The organism is Streptomyces sp. NPDC057638 (assembly GCF_042800315.1).
GTDB lineage: Bacteria > Actinomycetota > Actinomycetes > Streptomycetales > Streptomycetaceae > Streptomyces.
Genome location: NZ_JBHVHF010000149.1, coordinates 1 through 19,081, shown reverse-complemented (window position 1 = coordinate 19,081; position 19,081 = coordinate 1). Strand labels below are relative to the sequence as shown.

The window sequence follows — 19,081 nt, the reverse complement described above, 5'->3', positions numbered from 1 at the left end:
GGCCGAGCCTGGGGAGAGCAGCCGACCTCGACCGGGGTGACCGGGCCACTGGTCGTCCAGCCCGGACTTGTTCACTCTGGTTCGGCCGTGGAGCCGAGCCAGTGGGCGACGGCCTCCGCGATCGGCTGTTCGGTCTCCAGCTCGATGAAGCCGAACTGGCCGCCCTGGTTGCACTCCAGGAACCACCAGGTCCCCTCGGCGTCCTCCGCGAAGTCGAAGGCGCCGTAGGCGAGCCCGGCGAGCGTCTTGTAGCGCTCGACGGCCCGTGCGACGCGCGGCGGCACGTCCACGGGCTTCCAGGAGTGGCCGGTGTCGCCGTAGCGACCGTCGACCTGCCCGGGTTCGGACACCTTCCGGGCGGCGTAGCACTCTCCCCCGACGCTGGTGAGCCGGATGTCCGCGCGCTTGGCCACATAGCGCTGGAGGAGGGTGGGCCCGGCCGCCACGTTCGAGAAGTCCGTGTCGGGCGGCACGAGCGTGGTGGGCAGATCCATCGGCGGATCGCCCGGAGGCTTCCCGGAGACGGCCTTGACCACCACATGGCGGTACTGCTCGGCGAACTGCCGGGCGACCCGCGGGTAGGTCGTGATCACGGTGGCGGGTACGGGGAAACCGCTGTGGTGTGCCAGGCGCAGCTGATACGGCTTCAGCCGCGCCCGGGCGGCCGCGCCGATGGCGTTCATCCAGCGGGCCGCCGTGCACTCCAGCATGCCGTACAGCGCCTGGCCGCTCTCCGCGGTCAGCCAGGCCGACGGCTCGGCGGCGTGGGCCGCCGGTTCCCCGGGTCTGCGCACCCAGATGGAGCGCAGCCCGTCCATGCTCACCACGCGTCCGCCCGTGGACAGATAGCCACGGAACTCGCCCCGCACATACTCGGTGGAGAGCGCTCCCTCCGCGGGCAGATCGGCGGGGTCGAACCGGACGAGGGGGGTGCCGCGCTCATGCAGACGCGCCACCACCATGTCCGCGGTCACGTCCTGCTCGCAGGTCAGGATCAGCACGGTCATCGTGTGTCGGGAATTCTCAGTCGTCGAAGTGGGTGGCGGAGCCCGCCGTCGACGTGGTGGTGCCGACGAGGGCGAGCAGCGCCCGGTCCATGATGGCGGGACGACCATCCGGCAACACGTTCAACTGAAGGGTCGAGTCGTACGCGTACTGGTCGACGACGGGCGCCAGCTCTGCTGGACGTGCGTAGTTCCACGCGAACGGTTTCATTCTTTCTCCCTGGCCCACATGAGACTGTCCGAGGCCACCCTGTGGCCACATGAGGTGCGATTGATCGGAGGTGATGGTTGTAGCCGATTCATCACGGACCGTCATATCGCGTCGAACGGAGCGCCAGTCGGACGCCTCCGATCCGAGCAGTCGCACTTACTCACCGCGAACCCGCCCGCGCACACAGCTCGTTGACGCTTTCCTGACACTTATAGAGACGCTCGACGCGGCAATTCCGTGCACCGAAAGAGGGAGTGATGTCGGTCACCATCAGAACCATGCGTCCCCCCATCCACATTCGTACCGATAATCACACTGACCTCCTCGCGCTTCACCAACACTGCGTGATGGGCATGTCGCTCCTGGGTGAGCCCTCGCGCGGGTGATGCCATGGCCGACATGCCCCGGGCGCCATGACCTCCCATCCGGGTACCCCGGCGGGATCGGTGGGCTCACCTGGATCGTACGAGGAAAGGCTGTGAAGACCATGACGTACGACCTGCCGGACGTGGCGGGAGTGACGGTGCCGGACACCATGATCGCCCGGGAGGCCACGGAGCTGGTGCGCGATGTCGCCAGCGAACTGATCTACGACCATTCACGCCGGGTGTACTTCTTCGGCGCGCTCCAGGGCCGTAATCGGGATCTCTCCTTTGATCCGGAACTGCTCTATATCGCGGCAATGTTCCACGATCTCGGCCTTGACCAGCGTTTTCACAACAGCGGTCGGCGTTTTGAGGTGGATGGCGCCGATGAGGCCCGGCGCTTTCTGCGGGGCCATGACGTCCCGGAGGACAGCGTGCGCCGGGTGTGGACCGCCATCGCCCTGCACACGACTCCCGGTATTCCCGCGTTCATGGAGCCGGAAGTGGCTCTCGTGACGGCGGGCGTCGAGTACGACGTCCTCGGTATCGGATTCGATGACATCCCGGCGGCGGAGCGTACCGCCATCGTCACCCTCCATCCACGGCCGGACTTCAAACGGCGTATTCTCGACGCCTTCACTGAAGGAATCCGGACCAAGCCGGAGACGACGTTCGGCAATGTGAAAGCCGATGTCCTCGCCCATTTCGTCCATGGTTTCGAAAGGGGTGACTTCGTCACCACGATTCTCGACTCGCCCTGGTCCGAGTGACGGCGTACCGGACGGGAACGGTCCCGGCTCCGTACGGGCGGCCCGGAGGGGCCGGGCACACAGCAGCGGTGGGGCGCCCGGCACCCGGGCACCCCACCGCTGGTTCCCGGCCGGTTCTTGGCCGGTTCAGGCGGACATCACGGTCGGTTCACGTCACTCCGTCGTCCCCGGCCCCCTCGGCGAGTCGCTTGAGGATCTCCGCGAGGCCCGACCAGCCGGCCTCGGTGTCCTGGGTACGGGTGTGCCGGGAACGGAACCAGCCGAGATAGACCGTGAGGTCCTCCAGATCCCAGCGGAGCCGGTAGAACGCGAGCGCCGACGGGTCGGGGGCGCGGCCGCTGAGATCCGCGTACCGCGCCAGGTCCTCCGGCTCGGCGGCCAGCTCCCACAGATCGCGCTCGGGCACCGCCAGGCCCACCGTGTCCCAGTCCAGCAGCAGCGGGCGCCCGCTGTGCCAGAGCAGATTGCCGGGGTGGGTCTCGCCATGGGTGACCACCAGGTCCCCGGCGCCCCGCTTGAGCCTGGCCAGCCTCCGGTCGAACTCCTCCAGACGGCGCGCCAGCACGGCCGCCGACTCCGCCAGCAGCGCCCGGGCGGGCTCCGCGAACGGACCGCCCTCCCACGGCCGGTCCAGCTCGCCGAGGGCGCTCTCCAGCCGGGTGCGCGCGGACAGTTCGGCCGACAGCACCGGGGTGGCGTCCGGCGGGGTGGCGCGGTGCAGTTCGGCGAGCATGTCCACGGTCATCGCCCGCTCCGGCGCGGCGGGCGTCCGGCCGAACGCGCCGCCCACGCCCTCACGGTAGGGGAAGACCGCCAGCGCGTACCGTTCGCCCAGCCGCACCAGACTCCGGCCCTCCCCCGTCAGCAGCGGCGCCACGACGAAGTCGAGACCGCCGTGGGTCCGCAGCGCGTACGCCGTGTCCATGGCCCGGCTCAGCCCCGCCCAGGCCGCCTCGGCGCCCACCCCGCAGTGGTCCTTGTCGTCGAGGTCGGAGAGGGTGACGAACCAGCGCCGTCCCCGGGCGTCCCGCACACTCCAGTGGTAGTCGCCGAAACCCACGGGCTCATAGGTCACCGCCTCGGCCTCGATGTCCCAGGCGCGCAGTGCCCGCCCCACGGCGGCCGTGTCGATCCCCTCGGGCTCGTCCCTCATACCGCTCCTTCGCACCGGTGGTTCGTTTCACGCCGAAACTAACCCGGAAGGCCGCACCGTGGCATGGGGTTATGGAGAAGCGGACAACCAGGCTCCGGGCCCGGGGCCCGGTTCGGCGATCCCGGCCCCACCCGGCCCGGCGGAAGGAGGGTGTCAGGAGCGCAGGAAGTGGAAGCCCGGCCTGGGGTGCATCAGGAACTCGTGGTGCGAGATGTTCCAGGCGTACGCGCCCGCCAGCGCGAACACCACCCGGTCCCCCGCCCTCAGCCCCGGCGCCCGGACGCCCCGCGCCAGCACGTCCTTGGGCGTGCAGAGCTGCCCGACGACGGTGACCGGCCCGGTCCCGCCCTCCGGGCGCGGCCAGGGGTGGGGCCAGTCGTCGACGGGCAGTACCGCGCAGGGCTGGTCATGTCCCTTCGCGGCCGGGGTACGCAGATGGTGCGTACCGCCCCGGACGACGGCGAAGGTCTCGCCATGACTGACCTTCACATCGAGGACCTCGGTGGCGTACCAGCCGCCATACGCGGTGAGCGCCCGCCCCGGCTCGATCCGCAGCACCGTGGCGGGGTGGCGCTCGGCGAGGGCGGCCAGCCCCGCTCCGTACGCCGTCCAGTCGAAGCGCTCGCCGGGACGGCCGTAGTCGACGGCCATGCCGCCGCCGACGGTGAGCTCGCGCAGGGGTACGCCGTGGCGCTCGGTGAGCGCGCGGGCCCAGGTGAGCAGGGAGTGGGCGACGGTGAGCAGCCGGGGGGCGTCAAGACCGCTGGCGAGGTGGGCGTGGACCCCGTACAGCTCCAGGTGCGGCGAGTCGGCGGCGGCCCGCACGACGGCGTCGGCGTCGGCCGGGTCGAGGCCGAAGGGGGTGGGTCTGCCGCCCATCGCGAGCGCGCCGCCGTCGAGCGCGCCGGGGGGCACGGGCGCGTTGAAGCGGAGCAGCACACCCGCCACCCTCGCCTGTCGCTCGGCGAGCCGGGAGAGGACGGTGAGTTCGTGGACGCTCTCCACATGGAACCGTTCCACGCCGAGCCGTAGCGCTGTCGCTATCTCCTCCGGCGTCTTGCCGGGCCCGCCGAAGGCGAGGGGGTGTCCGGGGACGGCGGCGCGCGTGTGCGCGAGTTCACCGCCGGACGCGACCTCGAACCCGTCGGTGTGGGGTGCCAGGGCGGCCAGGACCCGGCTCTCCGGGTTGGCCTTGGCCGCGTAGTACAGCTCGACCCGGCGGGGCAGCGCGGCCCGCACCGACCGGGCGTGCTCGCGCAGGGCGTCGAGGTCGTAGAGGTAGGCGGGGAGGGAGTGGGCGGGCAGCGAACGGACGAAGGCGTGGACGGCGGATGTGGTCATACGGACTCCGGGAAGGGCTTCGGCGGTACGGGAAGGGGCGGCCCGGGACCCGCGGAGGCGGCCGCGGACCGGCCGGCGGGAGCGCGGTGGGCCTCAGTGCGGGGCGGGCCTCAGTGCGGGGCGGGGTCCGCCGGACGCCGCCCGGTGAGAGGCCCTCCGCCGGACAGCGCGTCCTCGGCGAGCGGCGAGGGGAGCGCGACATAGCCCGCGTGACGGTCGGCCGTACGGTCCCAGCGGGCCAGCAGATTGGCCTTGGCGGGCAGCGGTACGCCCGCCAGCAGGGCCCGCAGCAGCGGCGGGCGGCCCCGTTCCTCGTACCCCGCGGCCAGAGCGTGGCGGACCTCCGCCCAGAGCGCGGCCTCGTGGTGGGGGACGAGATCGGCGAGCGCGGCGAGGAGTTCGGCGACGTGGTTGACGAGCAGGCAGTAGACGACCCGGTCCCAGCCGCGCCGGGCGTCGTAGGTCATGGGCCGCGCGAGGGCGGGCGGGAGCGCGGCGAGCGCCGGGCCGTGGTGGGAGGGCAGCAGCTTGGTGCCCTCCAGATCGCGCAGGAAGAGCTGGACGGGGTGGCCGTCGGCGCCGACACCGACGACGACGTTCTGGAGGTGGGGTTCGAGGACCACGCCGTGGTCGAAGTAGGCGGTGAGCACCGGGGGCAGCAGCAGGGCGAGATAGGCGCGCCACCAGTCCAGCACGGCGGCCGGGTCCCGGCCGGTGAGCCGGGCGGCGGGAGCGGGCCCGGTGGGGTGTTCGTCGGCGAGGGCGGCGGCGAGCAGCGGGGTCACTCCGGGGCGCAGCCGGGAGCCGAGCCCCTCGCGCACGATCACTCCGAAGCCTTCGAGCAGCCCGATATCCGTCCCGCCGTCCGTTCTGCCGTCCGTCCCGCCGTCGGGGCCGGGGAGCGCGAGGGAGCGATAGGCGGGTTCGCGCAGCACCGCGGTGGCGGGGTAGCGGGCGGCCAGGTCATCGAGAGCGGGTGCGAGGAGTCCGGTCAGGGCGACGGCTCCGGAGAGTTCGTAGTGGGCGTTCTTGCGGAGGCAGTTGGTGATGCGGACATTGAGGCTGAACTTCAGGAACGTCTCGCCGTCATAGAGGGTGCGCACCGAGGCGGTGGGGGTGAAGCGGCGGGCCGATGGGCCGAGGTCGAGGACGTCCCCGCGGTCGAGGGCGGCGCGCAGGGGCGCGCTGTCGCGCAGCAGCGCGTACTGCCAGGGGTGGGCCGGCAGCAGCCGGTACCCCGGGGGCACGGGCGCGAGCCGGTCCAGCGGGTCGGCGGCACCAGACGACGCGCTCTCCTGTGCGATCAGCGGTGCCCGTACGGCCAGCAGCCGCAGCGGGAAGGAGACGCGGGCCTCGGGCGCGTAGGCGTTCCAGGCCGCCATGTCCCCGCCGCGCGCCTTGGGGGTGGGGTGGAAGCGGTGGCCGAGGGCGAGGGACTGTTCGGAGGCGAGGTAGACGGCGAGGGGGTCGTCGCCGTGGGCGATCGTGGGCCGGGGCGCGGCGAGGGCGGCTACCACGCCCCGGTGGCTGGCGGCGACCTGGGCGAGGAACTCCTCGTTGGGAACGCCGGTGCGCTGGGTGAGTTCGCCGTGGATGTGCTCGGCGAGCTCCCGCCAGCCGATCGGCGCCCAGCGCTCGCCGCGCCGTTCGCTGACGGGTCCGGTGAAGCGGTGGGCGCCGAGAAGGGACGTACGGCGCAGGGCGATCCGCAGCAGCGCGCCCCGGCGCGGCAGCCGCAGCAGCAGGTGTCCGCCGCTGACGGCGGTCTGGTGCTCGGGCGCCGACACCTCGCGGAGCAGGCAGTTCAGGAGGGTGTGGGTGACGGCGTCGTCGGCCGTGGGCGGCGCGAGGCCCGGGGCTGAGGGGGAGAGGGAGGCGGTGGCGGCGGCGCGGGTGGGCGCGGAGCCGTCGAAGGCCGGAGAACCGGGGGCGAGGGGCGCGGAGCCGTCGGCGGCGGGGCCGGGCGGGCGCGGGGGTGCCGGGGCAGGCGCGAAGGGCGCGGTCACGCGGGGTTCGGACGCCGGTCCGGGAACACGCGCGGGGAGCGCCGGGGCGTGGGGTTCGGTGCGGGTCATGGCCGTTCAGCGCTCCCATGCCAGGTAGTTGGGGCCGGTGCCGTAGTGCTTGTTGATGTCCAGCGCCCCTGATCTCTCCTTGGTGAGCAGGGTGCCCGCCGTGACCATCGCCTTGACGGGGAGGTGGGGCGCGTCCAGGACATGGGTCCGCAGGAGCGCGCCGGGCTCCCCGGGCCGGGTGCCGAGCCGCTCGGCCGCGTCGGTGAGCCGGTCCCGGACGAGACCGAGCAGGGTCGTCAGTGGCGCGTGCCCGTGCCGGGCCAGGCCGAAGGCGTAGGCGCCCGCGCAGAGGTGGACGGTGATGGTGGTGAACAGGTCGAGCACGGCCCGCTCGTCGGCGGTGGCGACCCGGGAGTCGGCGAAGCGGGGACCGTCACCGCCGAGGGTCGCGCGCAGCCGGGGCGGGTGGACCCGGGGCCCGTCATTGTCCTTGAGGAGCAGCCGCAGCCGGGTGCGGCCGTCGGGCCGGTCCAGCAACAGGGAGACGTTCTGCTGGTGGGACTCCAGGGCGATGCCGTAGCCGAGCAGGGTGGTCCCCCAGTCGAGGACCAGGGTCAGGACGGCGTCGAGCAGGGCGAGCGGCGCGCCACCGAAGAACCGGTCCGCGAGCGGCTCGATCAGCGGGCGGCCGTCGGGGGCGCGGCTGAGCAGGGCCGCCAGCGGGACGACGGTGGTGTGGTCCAGACCGTCGGGCATCCGGCGCACCAGGGCCGCGAGGAGTTCGTGTCCGGCGTGGGCGTAGCGGGTCTCATCGGCGTGCAGGACCGTGTCACGGAAGCGCGGCTCGCGGGCGATGACCTGCTCCAGGAGGCGCTGCCCGGCGGCGCCGTCGACCAGGGAGCCGGGGGTGATGGTGCGCCGGTTGAGGCGTCCGAGGGTGGCCGTGGCCAGGGGGAGTTTCAGATGGGTGCGGGGGTCGTCGGCGAGCGCGACGGTGCGCAGGGAGAGTGTCGGTACGACGTCGGGGCCCGGCGTGTCGAGCAGGGCGGCGTGGCGGTCGAGACCGGTGGCGCGCAGCGCCTCGCGCAGGGGGCCGTCGGCTGTGAGCGGGTGGACGGGCAGCAGGACGTCATCACGATCAGGGGCGCGGTCACCGTCTCCTTCACCGTCGCCGTGACGGCCACCGGTCAGTCCCCGGGCGAACACCTCATCGTGGTAGCCGCCCTGACGGACGAGCCGGTCCCGGTCGACGGCCAGCAGCCGCAGCCGGAACGTGGGGTGGAACTCGGGGGCGTACGCCCGCAGATCAGCTTCGGTCAGTCCGGCCCGCCCCCGGCCGGTGGGGTGGACCGGATGGTCCTGGCGGGCGGCGAGTGAGTCGAGGGCGAGTCCGGCGGCGAGACCCGTCCAGCGCGCCGGGTCGGGGCCGTGGCGCGCCACCAGACGGGCCGCGTGGTCAGCACGGGTGGCGCGGTGCAGCCGATGGGCGGCGAACGCCTCCTCGCACTCGGTGGCGAAGTGGTCGAAGCCCGCGCGGTCGCGGGGGTCGGCGAGGGCGGCGAGGGCGGTCAGGACGGCGCGGGGCGTGGTCAGTTCGCGCCCGTCGGCGGGAGCGCGGGCGCCGGACGGCTCCTGGCGTAGCAGCGGCAACCGGGTCTCGGTCGCGCACTGGAAGCCGGGTACGGCGGACCGGACCGGCAGCAGCAGCGCGCCCCCCGAGGGGATGGGCAGCCGCAGCCAGGTGCCGTCGGGGCGCTCCACCGGGGTGGTCCGGGTGCGCAGCCCGACGACGTCCTCGCGGAGCAGGGCGTCGAGCACGGCGAGCAGGGGGTGGGACACATCGGGTCCGGGAGGCGAGGGCACGGCGGGCGCAGGTGTCACCGGTGCGTCAGGTACGGAAGGCGATGGCACAGCGGGTTCGGGTACGACGGGCGCCGATGCCCTGGGGCCGCCGCACCGCGCGGCGCCCAGGGAGCCGGATGGAACACCGGCCGACGCGTCAGGCCCGGACGGCGGAGCGTCCACCGGGCTGTCGGTGACACGGCGCGCACGGGGCACACCGTGCGCACCGGCGGAATCGGGAGTCCCGGATGGTCCGGAGGTTCCGGGGGGTCCGACGGCACCGGCGGCGGCAGCACCGGATCCCTCGCGTCGCCCGCTCATGCCGTGATCTCCCAGCTCCGCTCGGCCAGGAAGCCCTCGGCCACACGGTCGACGGTGGCCTGGTCGCGCCCCACGCTCCGCAGGATGCCCAGGAAGTCCCGGTTGGTGTGGTGGAGGTCGTGCCGTTCCCCGACCGCGCGCGTCGGCCGGTAGGTCAGCCGTACGCCGTCCACGGTCAGGTCGGTGGCACCGGGTGCGGCCGTCAGGGTCCCCGCGCGCCGGGCCAGTGGATAGTCGAGCCGCGCGGCACCGTCGGTGCGGGCGCCCAGGTCGGCGGGGAGGGGCTCGCCGAGATGGGTGCGCAGGATGAGCTCGAAGAGCGGGAGGCCGAGCAGGTCGGCGAGCAGGAGGTCGCACTGGTCGCCGATGGCCCGGTAGTTGACCTCGATGATCCGGGCCCGTCCCTCGTGGACGACGAACTCGGTGTGACAGGCGCCGAAACCGACTCCGAGGGTGGCCAGCCGGTCGAGTATCTCGGTGACGAGACCCGCGGGGTGGGCGGGTACGTACGCCATCCGCTCCTCGATGAAGTACGGCAGCGGGGAGAGGGTGGTGCGGAAGCCGCCCAGGACGTGGAGGCGTTCACCGTCGCCGAGGGTCTCCAGGGTGTGCAGCTCGCCGGGGAGGTATTCCTCGGCGACCAGGGCGGCGCCGGGGCGGCGGGCCCGGATCTCGCGGCAGCGGGCGACGAGTTCGGCCGCGTCGCGGACCTGGATGACGTCCTCGCTGGCGACGCCCTCCCTCGGCTTGACGACACAGGGGTAGGGCAGGTCCAGTGCGGCCAGGCGGCCGGGGTCGGCGTCGGCCGCCAGTTCGACCGAGCGGACCCCCTCGCTGGTGTCGAGATGACGGCGGGTCAGGGCCTTGTCCTTGGTGCGCAGCGCGGCACGCCAGTCCTTGCCGGGCAGGCCGAAGTAGTCGGCGGCCAGGGCGGCCGGGGTCTGGAGGTGGTCGCTGTTGCTGAACACCGCGCCGGGTGGGCGATGGGCGGAGATCGCGCTGATGACGGCGTGGGGGTCGCGGACGTCGCAGCCCAGCAGCTCCGGTGCGGGGTGGATGGCGCGATAGCGCTCCCGGTGGGTGTCGGGCTGGTCGGTCAGCACGGTGATGTCGAGTCCGAGCCGTCGCGCGGCGGGAAGGAAGCCCTCGGTGACCGAGTCGGTGGGGTTGAGGGCGAGCATGTACAGCTGCATGGGAACCTTCCGCGCATGGGCCGGAGGCAGGGGGATGTCAGGGGGCCGGGGAGCGTCCCGGCGACGGAGACGATGACGGACACGACCGCCTCGGATCATGACGGAGCTTAAGTTAGGCGACCCTAAGAATGTCAATTCGCCATGTCATGGGCTCAGTTAACGCCCCATTCCCACGATGTGGTTAAGGTGAGCCTTACCTTCCTGACTCCCGTTCCGCAGCACCATCTCCGAGGAGTTCCCCCGTGTCCCTGGCCCCGGCACTCGTGTCTGCCGGAGCTGCCCTGAGCTGCTCCACCCTCCTCACCTCCGGCTACGGCCGTCTCACCGCCCTGTGTGAGGCGCTCGACCTGGTGGTGGCGGAGCCTCACTCCCCCGCCGCGCCTGGCTGGGTCGATCTGGCCGAACTCACGCTCCACCCCGAACCGCTGGAGTCATTTCTGGCCATGACGGCCACCCGGATGGAGGAACGCTACGCGCACACCGCCCGCCCCGACGTGGTCGCCTCCCGCGCGCTGCACGGACTGCTCTGGTCGGCGACGCTGCTGATCAGCGGTCCCTGGTACCTGGAGCGCAGGGTTCCACGGCTGCGCCCCGACGCCGTCCGGGTCAGCCGTTCGGGTGAGCGCTACGCGGTGGTGCCCGGTGGCTTCTGGTGTCTGCCCGACGATCCCGCGTCGGCACTGCCCGGCGCGTCCGTCCTGCCCGGCGAGACGGCCCTCCGGGACGCCGTGCGCGCCGAGGCGGCCGATCTCGCGCGCCCCTTGCTGGCCGCGTTCGGGCCGAGGCTGCGCCGGGGGCCCCGGGCGCTCTGGGGCATGGTCACCGATGACCTGGTCTCCGGGATCTGGTACGCGGGCCGGATGCTCGGTGACGAGGAGGACGCGGTCCGGGCGGCGGAGGCCCTGCTGCCGGGCGCGGTCGGACCGTACCCGGGCGGTGCCCGCTTCCGGCGGTTGACGGGTGCGGACGGAACGTCCCATCCGACACGTACGAGGCTGGGCTGCTGTCTCCACTACACGGTCCGCCCGGCCGAGGCGTGCGCGACCTGCCCCCGGACCCCGGACACGGAACGGCTGCGGAGGCTGGCGGAGGGGTGACGGTGGAGCCGGTCCGCCGCCCGGCAGGCCGGACCGCCGTTCCCCCGAACGGGCGTCACCCTGCCCCGACAGGGGGCGCGCCCGGGTAGAGAACGCCCATGTCGCACCCGGGCACCCTGCTCCTCATCATGGCCGCCGCCGTCCTCGCGCCCCTGCTGGCGCATGCCGCCGGACGCTGGATCCGGGTCCCGCTGGTCATCTTCGAGATCGCGCTGGGCATCGTGATCGGCCCGGACGTGCTGGGCTGGGCCCGGCCCGACAGCGTGGTCGACACCCTCTCCCATCTGGGTCTGGCGATGCTCATCTTCCTGGCCGGGTACGAGATCGAGTTCGCCGCGGTCCGCGGGGACACCCTGCGCCGCTCGATGGGCGCCTGGCTGGTCTCCCTCGCCCTCGGGCTGACCATCGGGCTGATCCTGACCGGGGGCGCGGTGACCGCCGCGCTGGTGCTGGGGACCGCGCTCACCAGCACGGCGCTGGGCACCGTCCTGCCGATCCTGCGGGACAGCGGGGATCTGCGCGGCCGGTTCGGCACGGTGGTGCTGGCGTTCGGCGCGGTCGGCGAGTTCGGCCCGATCATCGCCATGGCCCTGCTGCTGAGCGGCCGTCAGCCGCTGGAGTCGGCGGCACTGCTGGTCGCCTTCGCGGCCGTGACCGCGCTGGCGGTGCTGTGGGCGCTGCGGCCGCGGCCACCGTGGTTCTCCCGGGTGATCGCGGAGACCCTGCACAGCAGCGGTCAGTTCGCGGTGCGGTTCGTGATGCTGCTGCTGGTGTCGATGCTGGCGCTGTCGGCGGCGTTCGGTCTTGACACCCTGCTCGGGGCGTTCGCGGCGGGGGTGCTCACCCGGCTGGTGCTGTCCGGCGCGGCCCCGGCGAGCGCCACGGCGATCCTCGGCACGATCGAGGCCGTGGCCTTCGGCTTCCTCGTACCGCTGTTCTTCGTGGTGACCGGGATCGAGTTCGATCTGGCCGCGCTGGTCTCGGGCGGCCGGGCGCTCGCGCTGCTGCCGCTCTTCCTGGCGCTGTTCCTGCTGGTACGCGGGGTCCCGGTGGCGCTGCTGGCGCCGCGTGATCTGCGTCGTACGGAGCGCCGCGCGCTGGCCCTGTACACGGCGACCTGTCTGCCCCTGGTCGTGGCGATCACCACGATCGGCCTGGACGAGAAGGTCATCTCCTCGGGTGACGCCGCCGCGCTGGTGGGGGCGGCGATGGTCTCCGTCCTCGTCTTCCCGCTGCTGGCGCTGCGGCTGCGTGCCCGCGAAGGGGCCGCGTCCACCCGGGCGCGACGCGGCGAGGGTACGGAGACCTGGTGACCACCGGGGCGCACCGGGTGCCCAGGGCGGGGCCCCCTCCCGGGAGGGACGGGGCCCACGCGCTCAGCGGCCGGTCAGGATCCCCGCGATGGCCACCTGGGCCGGTTCGAGTACGTCCTTGCCGTCCTCGATGTCCCACAGCGCGTTCTGGAGCACACGGCCCAGCGTCCAGCCGACGGCGCGGTCGCGCTCCAGGCCGAGCGCCTCGGTGAGCCGGTCGAAACGGCGCAGGACCGTGCCGCGCACATCCCCGGTGGCCACGGCCTCGTCCCAGCGGTTGTCCAGCGCGGGCAGCAGCTCGAAGCCGGGGTCACCGGCGAGCGGTTCGGGGTCGATCGCCAGCCAGGGCTCCCGCCCGGCGGCCAGGACGTTGTCGTAGTGGAGGTCCCAGTGGAGCAGCCGGTCCCCGGCCTCGCCCGTCAACTCGGCGACGACGCCGGCACACCGGCGTACCAGATCGCGCTCGGCGGGGTGGCGCAGCGCGCCCACCGCCCCCGGGCTCTGCTCGACCATGGCGGCGGCGACGGTGGCGAGTCGGCGCAGCCCCTCGGGCGCGGGCACGGAGACCAGACGGGCCATCACCCCGGCGAGGATGCCCATGATCTCGTCGTCGTCGGTGAGGGACGAGAGCGGCCGCCGCGCGTCGAGCCGCTCCAGCAGCTGGGCGCCGCTGCCGGGGTCGTGGTCGAGCAGCCGGACGATCCCGGCGCCGTCCCAGGCCCGCAGCCCGAGGGGGACGCCCTCGCTCTCGTCGGTGACGCGCTGGAGCCTGAGGACGGCGGGCTCGCCGTCGGCCCGGAGCACCGGCAGGACCAGGGCGGCCATGCCGTGGGCGGACGGACCGTCCGGGGACAGCTCCCATCGGTCGAGGAGGTCCCGGGCCAGGGTGGGCAGCCCCTCGATCCAGGCGCGCGCGAGCGGATCCCCGCCGCTGGTGTGGGAGGCGGCGAAGGCCTCGGGGATGTGGAGGGGGGTGGATGTGGTCATGATGGTGCGCTCCTTCGTGGTTCCGGTCGGCGGCTGGCGAAGGAGCGGTCGGGGGTGCCCGAGGTCCGGGCAGGCGTCACAGCATGCCCCTCAACGTATCCGAACTCGATCAAGAAGACGCGGGAATTATCCGTGCGCTGATCGACCCTGAACGCGATGCCCACGAGCGCGGCGCCACGGACCCGACCCCACGAGCGCGGCGCCACGGACCTGACCCCACGAGCGCGGCGCCACGGACCCGACCCCACGAGCGCGGCGCCACGGACCCGACCCCACGAGCGCGGCGCCACGGACCCGACCCCACGAGCGCGATCCCCGCAGCCGCGTACGGAGACATCTCTCCCTGTCAGCTACGGGCTACGCGTACCTCGGCGGCGCGCGCGGACCGTACGGACCCCCAGCCTTCACACCCGTGATCCGGAGCCACCCGGTCCCGGGTCACGGCGCACGACCCGCCGTCGCGTTCGCGGCCCGACGTCATCACGTCCACCGCCCGCGCTATCACGTCCACGGCCCGCGATCGGCCGTCATGACCGCGCCCCGGAGCGGGCCGCCGCCCGGCCTCCCCTGCGCCCTTCCCTCTCACACAGAGGTAATATTGGAGATATGTCCGAATCTGGGCTGGGGCGTGAGCTCGGGGGACTTCTGGTCGGCGTCACCCGTCGGCTGCGCCGCACGCTCCGTGGCGGGCTGAGCGGACCCCCGCTGCGCGGTGCCCAGGTGGAGCTGCTGCGCCTGGTGCTCGAACAGCCGGGGATCAGGGTCTCGGCCGCCGCGCGGGAACTGCGGCTCGCGGACAACTCCGTCTCCACCCTGGTACGTCAGCTGGCGGCCGAGGGGCTGCTGGTCCGGGCGCCGGACCCGCTGGACCGGCGGGCGGCGCTGCTGCGGGTCACCCCCGAGGCGGCGCGCGGCCTGCGGCGGTGGGAGGACCGCAGGGCCGCGCTGCTGGAGGAACGGCTGGCACTGCTCCCGGCGGAGGACCGCGCGGCCCTGGCCGCCGCCCTGCCCGCGCTACGCCATCTGGCCGCCCGGCTGGAGGACGACATGCCGCGTACCGACGCGAGGAGGTGACCCATGCCGGACACCGACACCACCACGGCCGCCCCGGCCATCGCCTGTTCGGGGCTGAGCTACCGCTTCGGCTCCTCCCTCGCGGTGGACCGGGTCGACCTCTCGGTCATGAACGGCGAGGTCTTCGGGCTGCTCGGCCCCAACGGCGCGGGCAAGACCACCACCATCCGGGTGATCACCACCCTGCTGCCGGTCCCGGCCGGGATGGTCCGGGTCTTCGGCCATGACGTGGCCCGGGAGAAGACCGCCGTGCGGCGGCTGCTCGGCTATGTCCCCCAGCAGCTCTCCGCGGACTCCGCCCTCACCGGCCGGGAGAACGTGCTGCTCTTCGCGCGGGTCTACGACGTGCCCCGGCGGGAGCGCGCCGCGCGGATCACCGAGGCGCTCGACGCGGTCGGGCTCGGCGATGTGGCCGACCGGATGGCCGCACGCTACTCCGGTGGCATGGTCCGCCGCCTCGAACTGGCCCAGGCACTGGTCAGCTCGCCCCGGCTGATGATCCTGGACGAACCCACGGTCGGGCTCGACCCGCTGGCCCGCACCAGCGTCTGGGAACGGCTGACCGAGGTACGCGCCGCCACCGGGATGACCATGCTCGTCACCACCCACTCCATGGACGAGGCGGACCGGTACTGCGACCGCCTCGGGCTGATGCACCAGGGCCGGATCCGTGCCCTGGGCACCCCGGAGCAGCTCAAGGCCGAGGTGGCGGCGGCCACCGCGGCGGCGACCGGCGCCCCGGGCCCACCACCCACGCTGGAGGACGTGTTCCGGCACTTCGCCGGGAGCGGCCTCGGCGACAACGACCACGGAGGTGAGTTCAGCGATGTGCGCGGCACCCGTCGTACGGCCTCCCGGCTCGGCTGACCGCCCGGCGCGGGCGCGGCGGCCACGGCCCGTCCGCGCGGGGTGGCGGGTGCTGCCGTCCCGGGTGGCGGCGATGTGCGCGGTCGAGCTCCAGAAGCTGCGGCACGACCGTACGGAGCTGTACACCCGGGCGGTACAGCCCGCGCTGTGGCTGCTGGTCTTCGGCGAGACCTTCAGCCGGATCGGCGCGATCCCCACCGGGAACGTGCCCTATCTGGACTTCCTCGCCCCGGGCATCATCGCCCAGTCCGCGATGTTCATCGCGATCTTCTACGGGATCACGATCATCTGGGAGCGGGACGCGGGGGTACTGAACAAACTGCTGGTCACACCCACGCCGCGGGCCGCCCTGGTCACCGGCAAGGCGTTCGCGGCCGGGGTGAAGGCGCTGGTCCAGGCCGTGGTGGTGATCCTGATCGCCGCCGTCCTGGGGGTCGCCCTCACCTGGGACCCGCTCCGGCTGGCGGGGGTGGCGCTGGTGGTGGTGCTCGGCTCGGCCTTCTTCTCCTGTCTGTCCATGTCGCTCGCGGGCGTGGTCCTCACCCGGGACCGGCTGATGGGCATCGGCCAGGCCATCACGATGCCGCTGTTCTTCGCCTCGAACGCGCTCTACCCGGTGGCGCTGATGCCCGGCTGGCTCCAGGTCGTCAGTCTGGCCAATCCGCTGAGTTACGAGGTGGACGCGTTGCGGGGGCTTCTGATCGGCGCTCCCGCCCACCTCGGCCTCGATCTGGCCGTGCTCTGCTTCGCCGCGCTGGTGGGCATCGCCACGGCCTCGGGCCTGCTGGGCCGCCTCACCCGTTAAACGACCGCGTACGCCGCGCACACCGGGTACGCCGCGTACGCGGAAGTACCGAACGCCCCACGCCCGGCTTCCCGCCGAGCGCGTCCCGGGAAGCTGGGCGACGATGGTCGGGGACGGGGGGCACGGCCCGGCCGCGGGCCCGCACAGCCGACGGAGCCAACGGAGCCCCCATGGAGTTCGCGCAACGTTACGAACTGGTCTTCCAGGCCTCGGGCACGGCGGACGACGTCGTGGTCGTCCACCGCACCGAGCGCTCCGGGGCGGGTGGGCACCCCGTGTACGAGGACGAGACCGGGATCGTCCGGGCCGAGATCAGCGAGCAGGGTGAGATCCGCATGCTGGCCAGCGGCGGCCACCAGGCGCCCGGCCTGCCGGTCACGGTCAGGCCCCTGCACGACAACGGGTCATCCGGCGCCCCGGAGGTATGAGGCGGCCGCGCCCACCGGAACTCTCCCCTGCCCCCGCGCGCACCATCCCCCCTGCCCGCGGTTGTCCGGGCGCGGCGACATCCGGTGGGCGCGGCGATATTCGGTTGTCCCGGCACGGCGGCGGCTGGTGGACTGCGCGGCGGAACCCGTCCACCGGCCCGGCGGGGAGACCCGTCCACCGGCCGGACCGAGCCAAGGAGTTCGTCATGTGCGGATCGCTCATGTCCATCGCGAAGGGAATCGCCGTCTATCTGGAGGACATGACATTCCGTGCCGACGCTGAACCTGGGAATCCTGGCGCATGTCGACGCTGGTAAGACCAGCCTGACCGAGCGCGTCCTGCACACCGCCGGAGTCATCGACGCCGTGGGGCGCGTCGACGACGGCAGCACCCAGACCGACTCCCTGGAGCTGGAGCGGCGCAGGGGCATCACCATCCGGTCCGCGGTCGCGTCCTTCGCGATCGGCGGCACCACCGTCAACGTGATCGACACCCCGGGCCATCCCGACTTCATCGCCGAGGTGGAGCGGGCGTTGCGGGTCCTCGACGGTGCCGTGCTGGTGGTCTCGGCCGTCGAGGGGGTCCAGGCGCAGACGCGGGTGCTGATGCGGGCCCTGCGCCGACTGGGCGTGCCCACGCTCGTCTTCGTGAACAAGATCGACCGCGCGGGCGCCGATCCCGCCCGGGTACGGCGGGAGATCGCCCGGCGGCTGACCCCGTCGGTGGTGGCGCTGGACCAGACCGACGCGGCGGGCACCGCCCACGCCCGCTCCGCACCGCGCACCGGCGCGGATCCCGCCCTCGCCACCGACCTGCTGGACCTGCTCACGGACGGGGACGAGGAGCTGCTCGCCGACTTCGTGGCGGACGAGACGTCCGTCCCGCTCTCCCGGCTGTACGACTCCCTCGCGGTCCAGACCCGGCGGGGCCGCTGCCACCCCGTCTTCTTCGGCTCGGCCATCACCGGGGCGGGTGTGGAGCGGCTGATGGCCGCCGTGGTGGAGCTGCTGCCGACGGCCGGGGGCGGTGCCTCGGAGCCGCTGTCGGGAACTGTCTTCAAGGTCGAGCGGGGCGCGGGCGGGGAGAAGCACGCCTGGCTGCGGCTGTGGTCGGGCACCCTGCGCCCCCGGGACGTGGTTCCGTTCGGCGACGGCGCCACGGGCCGGGTCACCGCCGTGGAGGTGGCCGACCGGGGCACCGGTGCGCGCCGGTCGGTGCTCACGGCCGGTCAGATCGGCCGGGTCCGGGGCCTGGAGACCATCAGGATCGGCGACACCGTCGGGGATGCCCGCGCCCCCCGGACGGATACGTCCCACTTCGCCCCGCCGACGCTGGAGACGGTGGTGACACCCGTCCGCCCCTCGGCGAAGGGGGCGATGCGCACGGCGCTCGGCCTCCTGGCCGAACAGGACCCCTTGATCGGCCTCCGTCAGGACGACGTACGGCAGGAGATCTCCCTCTCCCTCTACGGCGAGGTGCAGAAGGAGGTCATCCAGGCCACGCTCGCCGAGGAGTTCGGGGTGGACGTGGCCTTCCGGGAGACGACGACCATCTGCCAGGAACGTGTTGTCGGCACGGGCGCGGCCCACGAGGTCATCGACAAGGAACCCAACCCCTTCCTGGCGACGGTCGGCCTGAGCGTCGCGCCCGGGTCGCCCGGTTCCGGGGTGGAGTTCCGGCTCGGGGTGGAGCTCGGCTCGATGCCGTACGCCTTCTTCGTCGCGGTCGAGCGGAGCGTCCGCGAGACCCTCCGCCAGGGACTGTACGGATGGGAGGTCGGCGACTGCGTGGTCACCATGACGCACTCGGGGTACTGGCCCCGGCAGAGCCACGCCCACGGCACGTTCGACAAGAGCATGTCCAGCACGGCCGGGGATTTCCGGCTGCTGACACCGCTGGTGCTGGCGGACGCGCTGCGGCGGGCGGGGACCGAGGTGCACGAACCGCTGCACCGCTTCCGGCTGGAGCTGTCCCAGGACGCGCTGACGGCGCTGCTGCCGGTGCTCGGCGGGCTGGGGGCGACGGCGGTGACACCGGTACGGAGCGGTGCGGCCCTGGCCCTGGAGGGGGAGGTCCCAGCGGCGCGGGTGCATCTGTTCCAACGGCGGCTGCCCTCGCTGACGCGGGGCGAGGGCCTGCTGGAGACGGAGTTCGCGCGCTACCGGCCGGTGCGGGGCCGGCCGCCGCGACGCCCCCGGACGGATCTCGATCCGCTGAACCGCGACGCGTACCTCCTGCGGACGGTCCGCCGCGTGGGTCTCTGACCGCCGCGCGGCCCCCGGACCGTCACGCAC

At 73.3% G+C, this 19,081-nt stretch carries 16 protein-coding genes; 8 read left to right on the top strand and 8 right to left on the bottom strand.

Annotated features, from left to right (window positions below):
• Positions 1 to 71: 71 nt before the first annotated feature.
• On the bottom strand, positions 72 to 1,007 hold the full coding sequence (tgmB, locus tag ACFVIM_RS20365; protein WP_384303122.1) for an ATP-grasp ribosomal peptide maturase: 936 nt from the start codon (positions 1,005 to 1,007) through the stop codon (positions 72 to 74).
• 16 nt (positions 1,008 to 1,023) lie between these two features.
• Complete coding sequence (gene tgmA / locus ACFVIM_RS20360; RefSeq protein ID WP_384303120.1) at positions 1,024 to 1,215, bottom strand: putative ATP-grasp-modified RiPP; 192 nt, start codon at positions 1,213 to 1,215, stop codon at positions 1,024 to 1,026.
• A gap of 487 nt (positions 1,216 to 1,702) precedes the next feature.
• Between tgmA and ACFVIM_RS20355 the strand changes: the two genes are divergently transcribed.
• On the top strand, positions 1,703 to 2,350 hold the full coding sequence (locus tag ACFVIM_RS20355; RefSeq protein ID WP_384303118.1) for an HD domain-containing protein: 648 nt from the start codon (positions 1,703 to 1,705) through the stop codon (positions 2,348 to 2,350).
• Between the two features lie 148 nt (positions 2,351 to 2,498).
• Here ACFVIM_RS20355 and ACFVIM_RS20350 read toward each other — a convergent pair whose 3' ends face one another.
• The 5 genes from ACFVIM_RS20350 to ACFVIM_RS20330 all read right to left on the bottom strand — a co-directional run bounded on the left by ACFVIM_RS20350 (position 2,499) and on the right by ACFVIM_RS20330 (position 10,215).
• Complete coding sequence (locus ACFVIM_RS20350) at positions 2,499 to 3,503, bottom strand: phosphotransferase (RefSeq protein WP_384303116.1); 1,005 nt, start codon at positions 3,501 to 3,503, stop codon at positions 2,499 to 2,501.
• 153 nt (positions 3,504 to 3,656) lie between these two features.
• Entirely contained in the window at positions 3,657 to 4,844 is a 1,188-nt protein-coding gene (locus tag ACFVIM_RS20345) for a type III PLP-dependent enzyme (RefSeq protein ID WP_384303114.1), read from the bottom strand.
• A 110-nt stretch (positions 4,845 to 4,954) separates the two neighbouring features.
• Positions 4,955 to 6,850: an IucA/IucC family protein gene (locus tag ACFVIM_RS20340; protein ID WP_384303112.1), complete on the bottom strand. Its 1,896-nt coding sequence runs from the start codon at positions 6,848 to 6,850 to the stop codon at positions 4,955 to 4,957.
• A gap of 75 nt (positions 6,851 to 6,925) precedes the next feature.
• Positions 6,926 to 8,740 carry an IucA/IucC family protein gene (locus ACFVIM_RS20335; protein ID WP_384303110.1) on the bottom strand — a complete coding sequence of 605 codons (1,815 nt, stop codon included), beginning with the start codon at positions 8,738 to 8,740 and terminating at the stop codon, positions 6,926 to 6,928.
• Between the two features lie 278 nt (positions 8,741 to 9,018).
• Positions 9,019 to 10,215: an acetyl-CoA carboxylase biotin carboxylase subunit family protein gene (locus ACFVIM_RS20330; protein ID WP_384303108.1), complete on the bottom strand. Its 1,197-nt coding sequence runs from the start codon at positions 10,213 to 10,215 to the stop codon at positions 9,019 to 9,021.
• A gap of 242 nt (positions 10,216 to 10,457) precedes the next feature.
• On the opposite strand from ACFVIM_RS20330, the gene ACFVIM_RS20325 reads away from it, so the two are divergent.
• Together ACFVIM_RS20325 and ACFVIM_RS20320 are read left to right on the top strand one after the other, a co-directional pair.
• Positions 10,458 to 11,312 carry a (2Fe-2S)-binding protein gene (locus ACFVIM_RS20325; protein ID WP_384303106.1) on the top strand — a complete coding sequence of 285 codons (855 nt, stop codon included), beginning with the start codon at positions 10,458 to 10,460 and terminating at the stop codon, positions 11,310 to 11,312.
• 98 nt (positions 11,313 to 11,410) lie between these two features.
• The gene (locus ACFVIM_RS20320; RefSeq protein ID WP_384303104.1) at positions 11,411 to 12,625 is read left to right on the top strand and encodes a cation:proton antiporter; all 1,215 of its coding nucleotides are present in this window, start codon (positions 11,411 to 11,413) and stop codon (positions 12,623 to 12,625) included.
• 63 nt (positions 12,626 to 12,688) lie between these two features.
• On the opposite strand, the gene ACFVIM_RS20315 is transcribed toward ACFVIM_RS20320, so the two are convergent.
• Positions 12,689 to 13,612, bottom strand: coding sequence for an aminoglycoside phosphotransferase family protein (locus tag ACFVIM_RS20315; protein WP_384303102.1), 924 nt, complete (start codon positions 13,610 to 13,612; stop codon positions 12,689 to 12,691).
• Between the two features lie 606 nt (positions 13,613 to 14,218).
• Here ACFVIM_RS20315 and ACFVIM_RS20310 point away from each other — a divergent pair.
• From ACFVIM_RS20310 to ACFVIM_RS20290, 5 genes are all read left to right on the top strand, one after another.
• A complete protein-coding gene (locus tag ACFVIM_RS20310; RefSeq protein ID WP_384303101.1) occupies positions 14,219 to 14,686 on the top strand; it encodes a MarR family winged helix-turn-helix transcriptional regulator in 468 nt (155 codons plus the stop codon).
• A 3-nt stretch (positions 14,687 to 14,689) separates the two neighbouring features.
• Positions 14,690 to 15,553, top strand: coding sequence for an ABC transporter ATP-binding protein (locus tag ACFVIM_RS20305; RefSeq protein WP_384303099.1), 864 nt, complete (start codon positions 14,690 to 14,692; stop codon positions 15,551 to 15,553).
• Positions 15,513 to 16,358 (top strand): ABC transporter permease, encoded by an 846-nt coding sequence (locus tag ACFVIM_RS20300; protein ID WP_384303097.1) that lies wholly within the window; start codon positions 15,513 to 15,515, stop codon positions 16,356 to 16,358. Before ACFVIM_RS20305 ends, ACFVIM_RS20300 begins: the two co-directional genes overlap by 41 nt.
• Before the next feature lie 170 nt (positions 16,359 to 16,528).
• On the top strand, positions 16,529 to 16,786 hold the full coding sequence (locus ACFVIM_RS20295; protein WP_384303095.1) for a DUF6296 family protein: 258 nt from the start codon (positions 16,529 to 16,531) through the stop codon (positions 16,784 to 16,786).
• Between the two features lie 270 nt (positions 16,787 to 17,056).
• Complete coding sequence (locus ACFVIM_RS20290; RefSeq protein ID WP_384303093.1) at positions 17,057 to 19,051, top strand: GTP-binding protein; 1,995 nt, start codon at positions 17,057 to 17,059, stop codon at positions 19,049 to 19,051.
• The last annotated feature ends 30 nt before the right edge of the window (positions 19,052 to 19,081 follow it).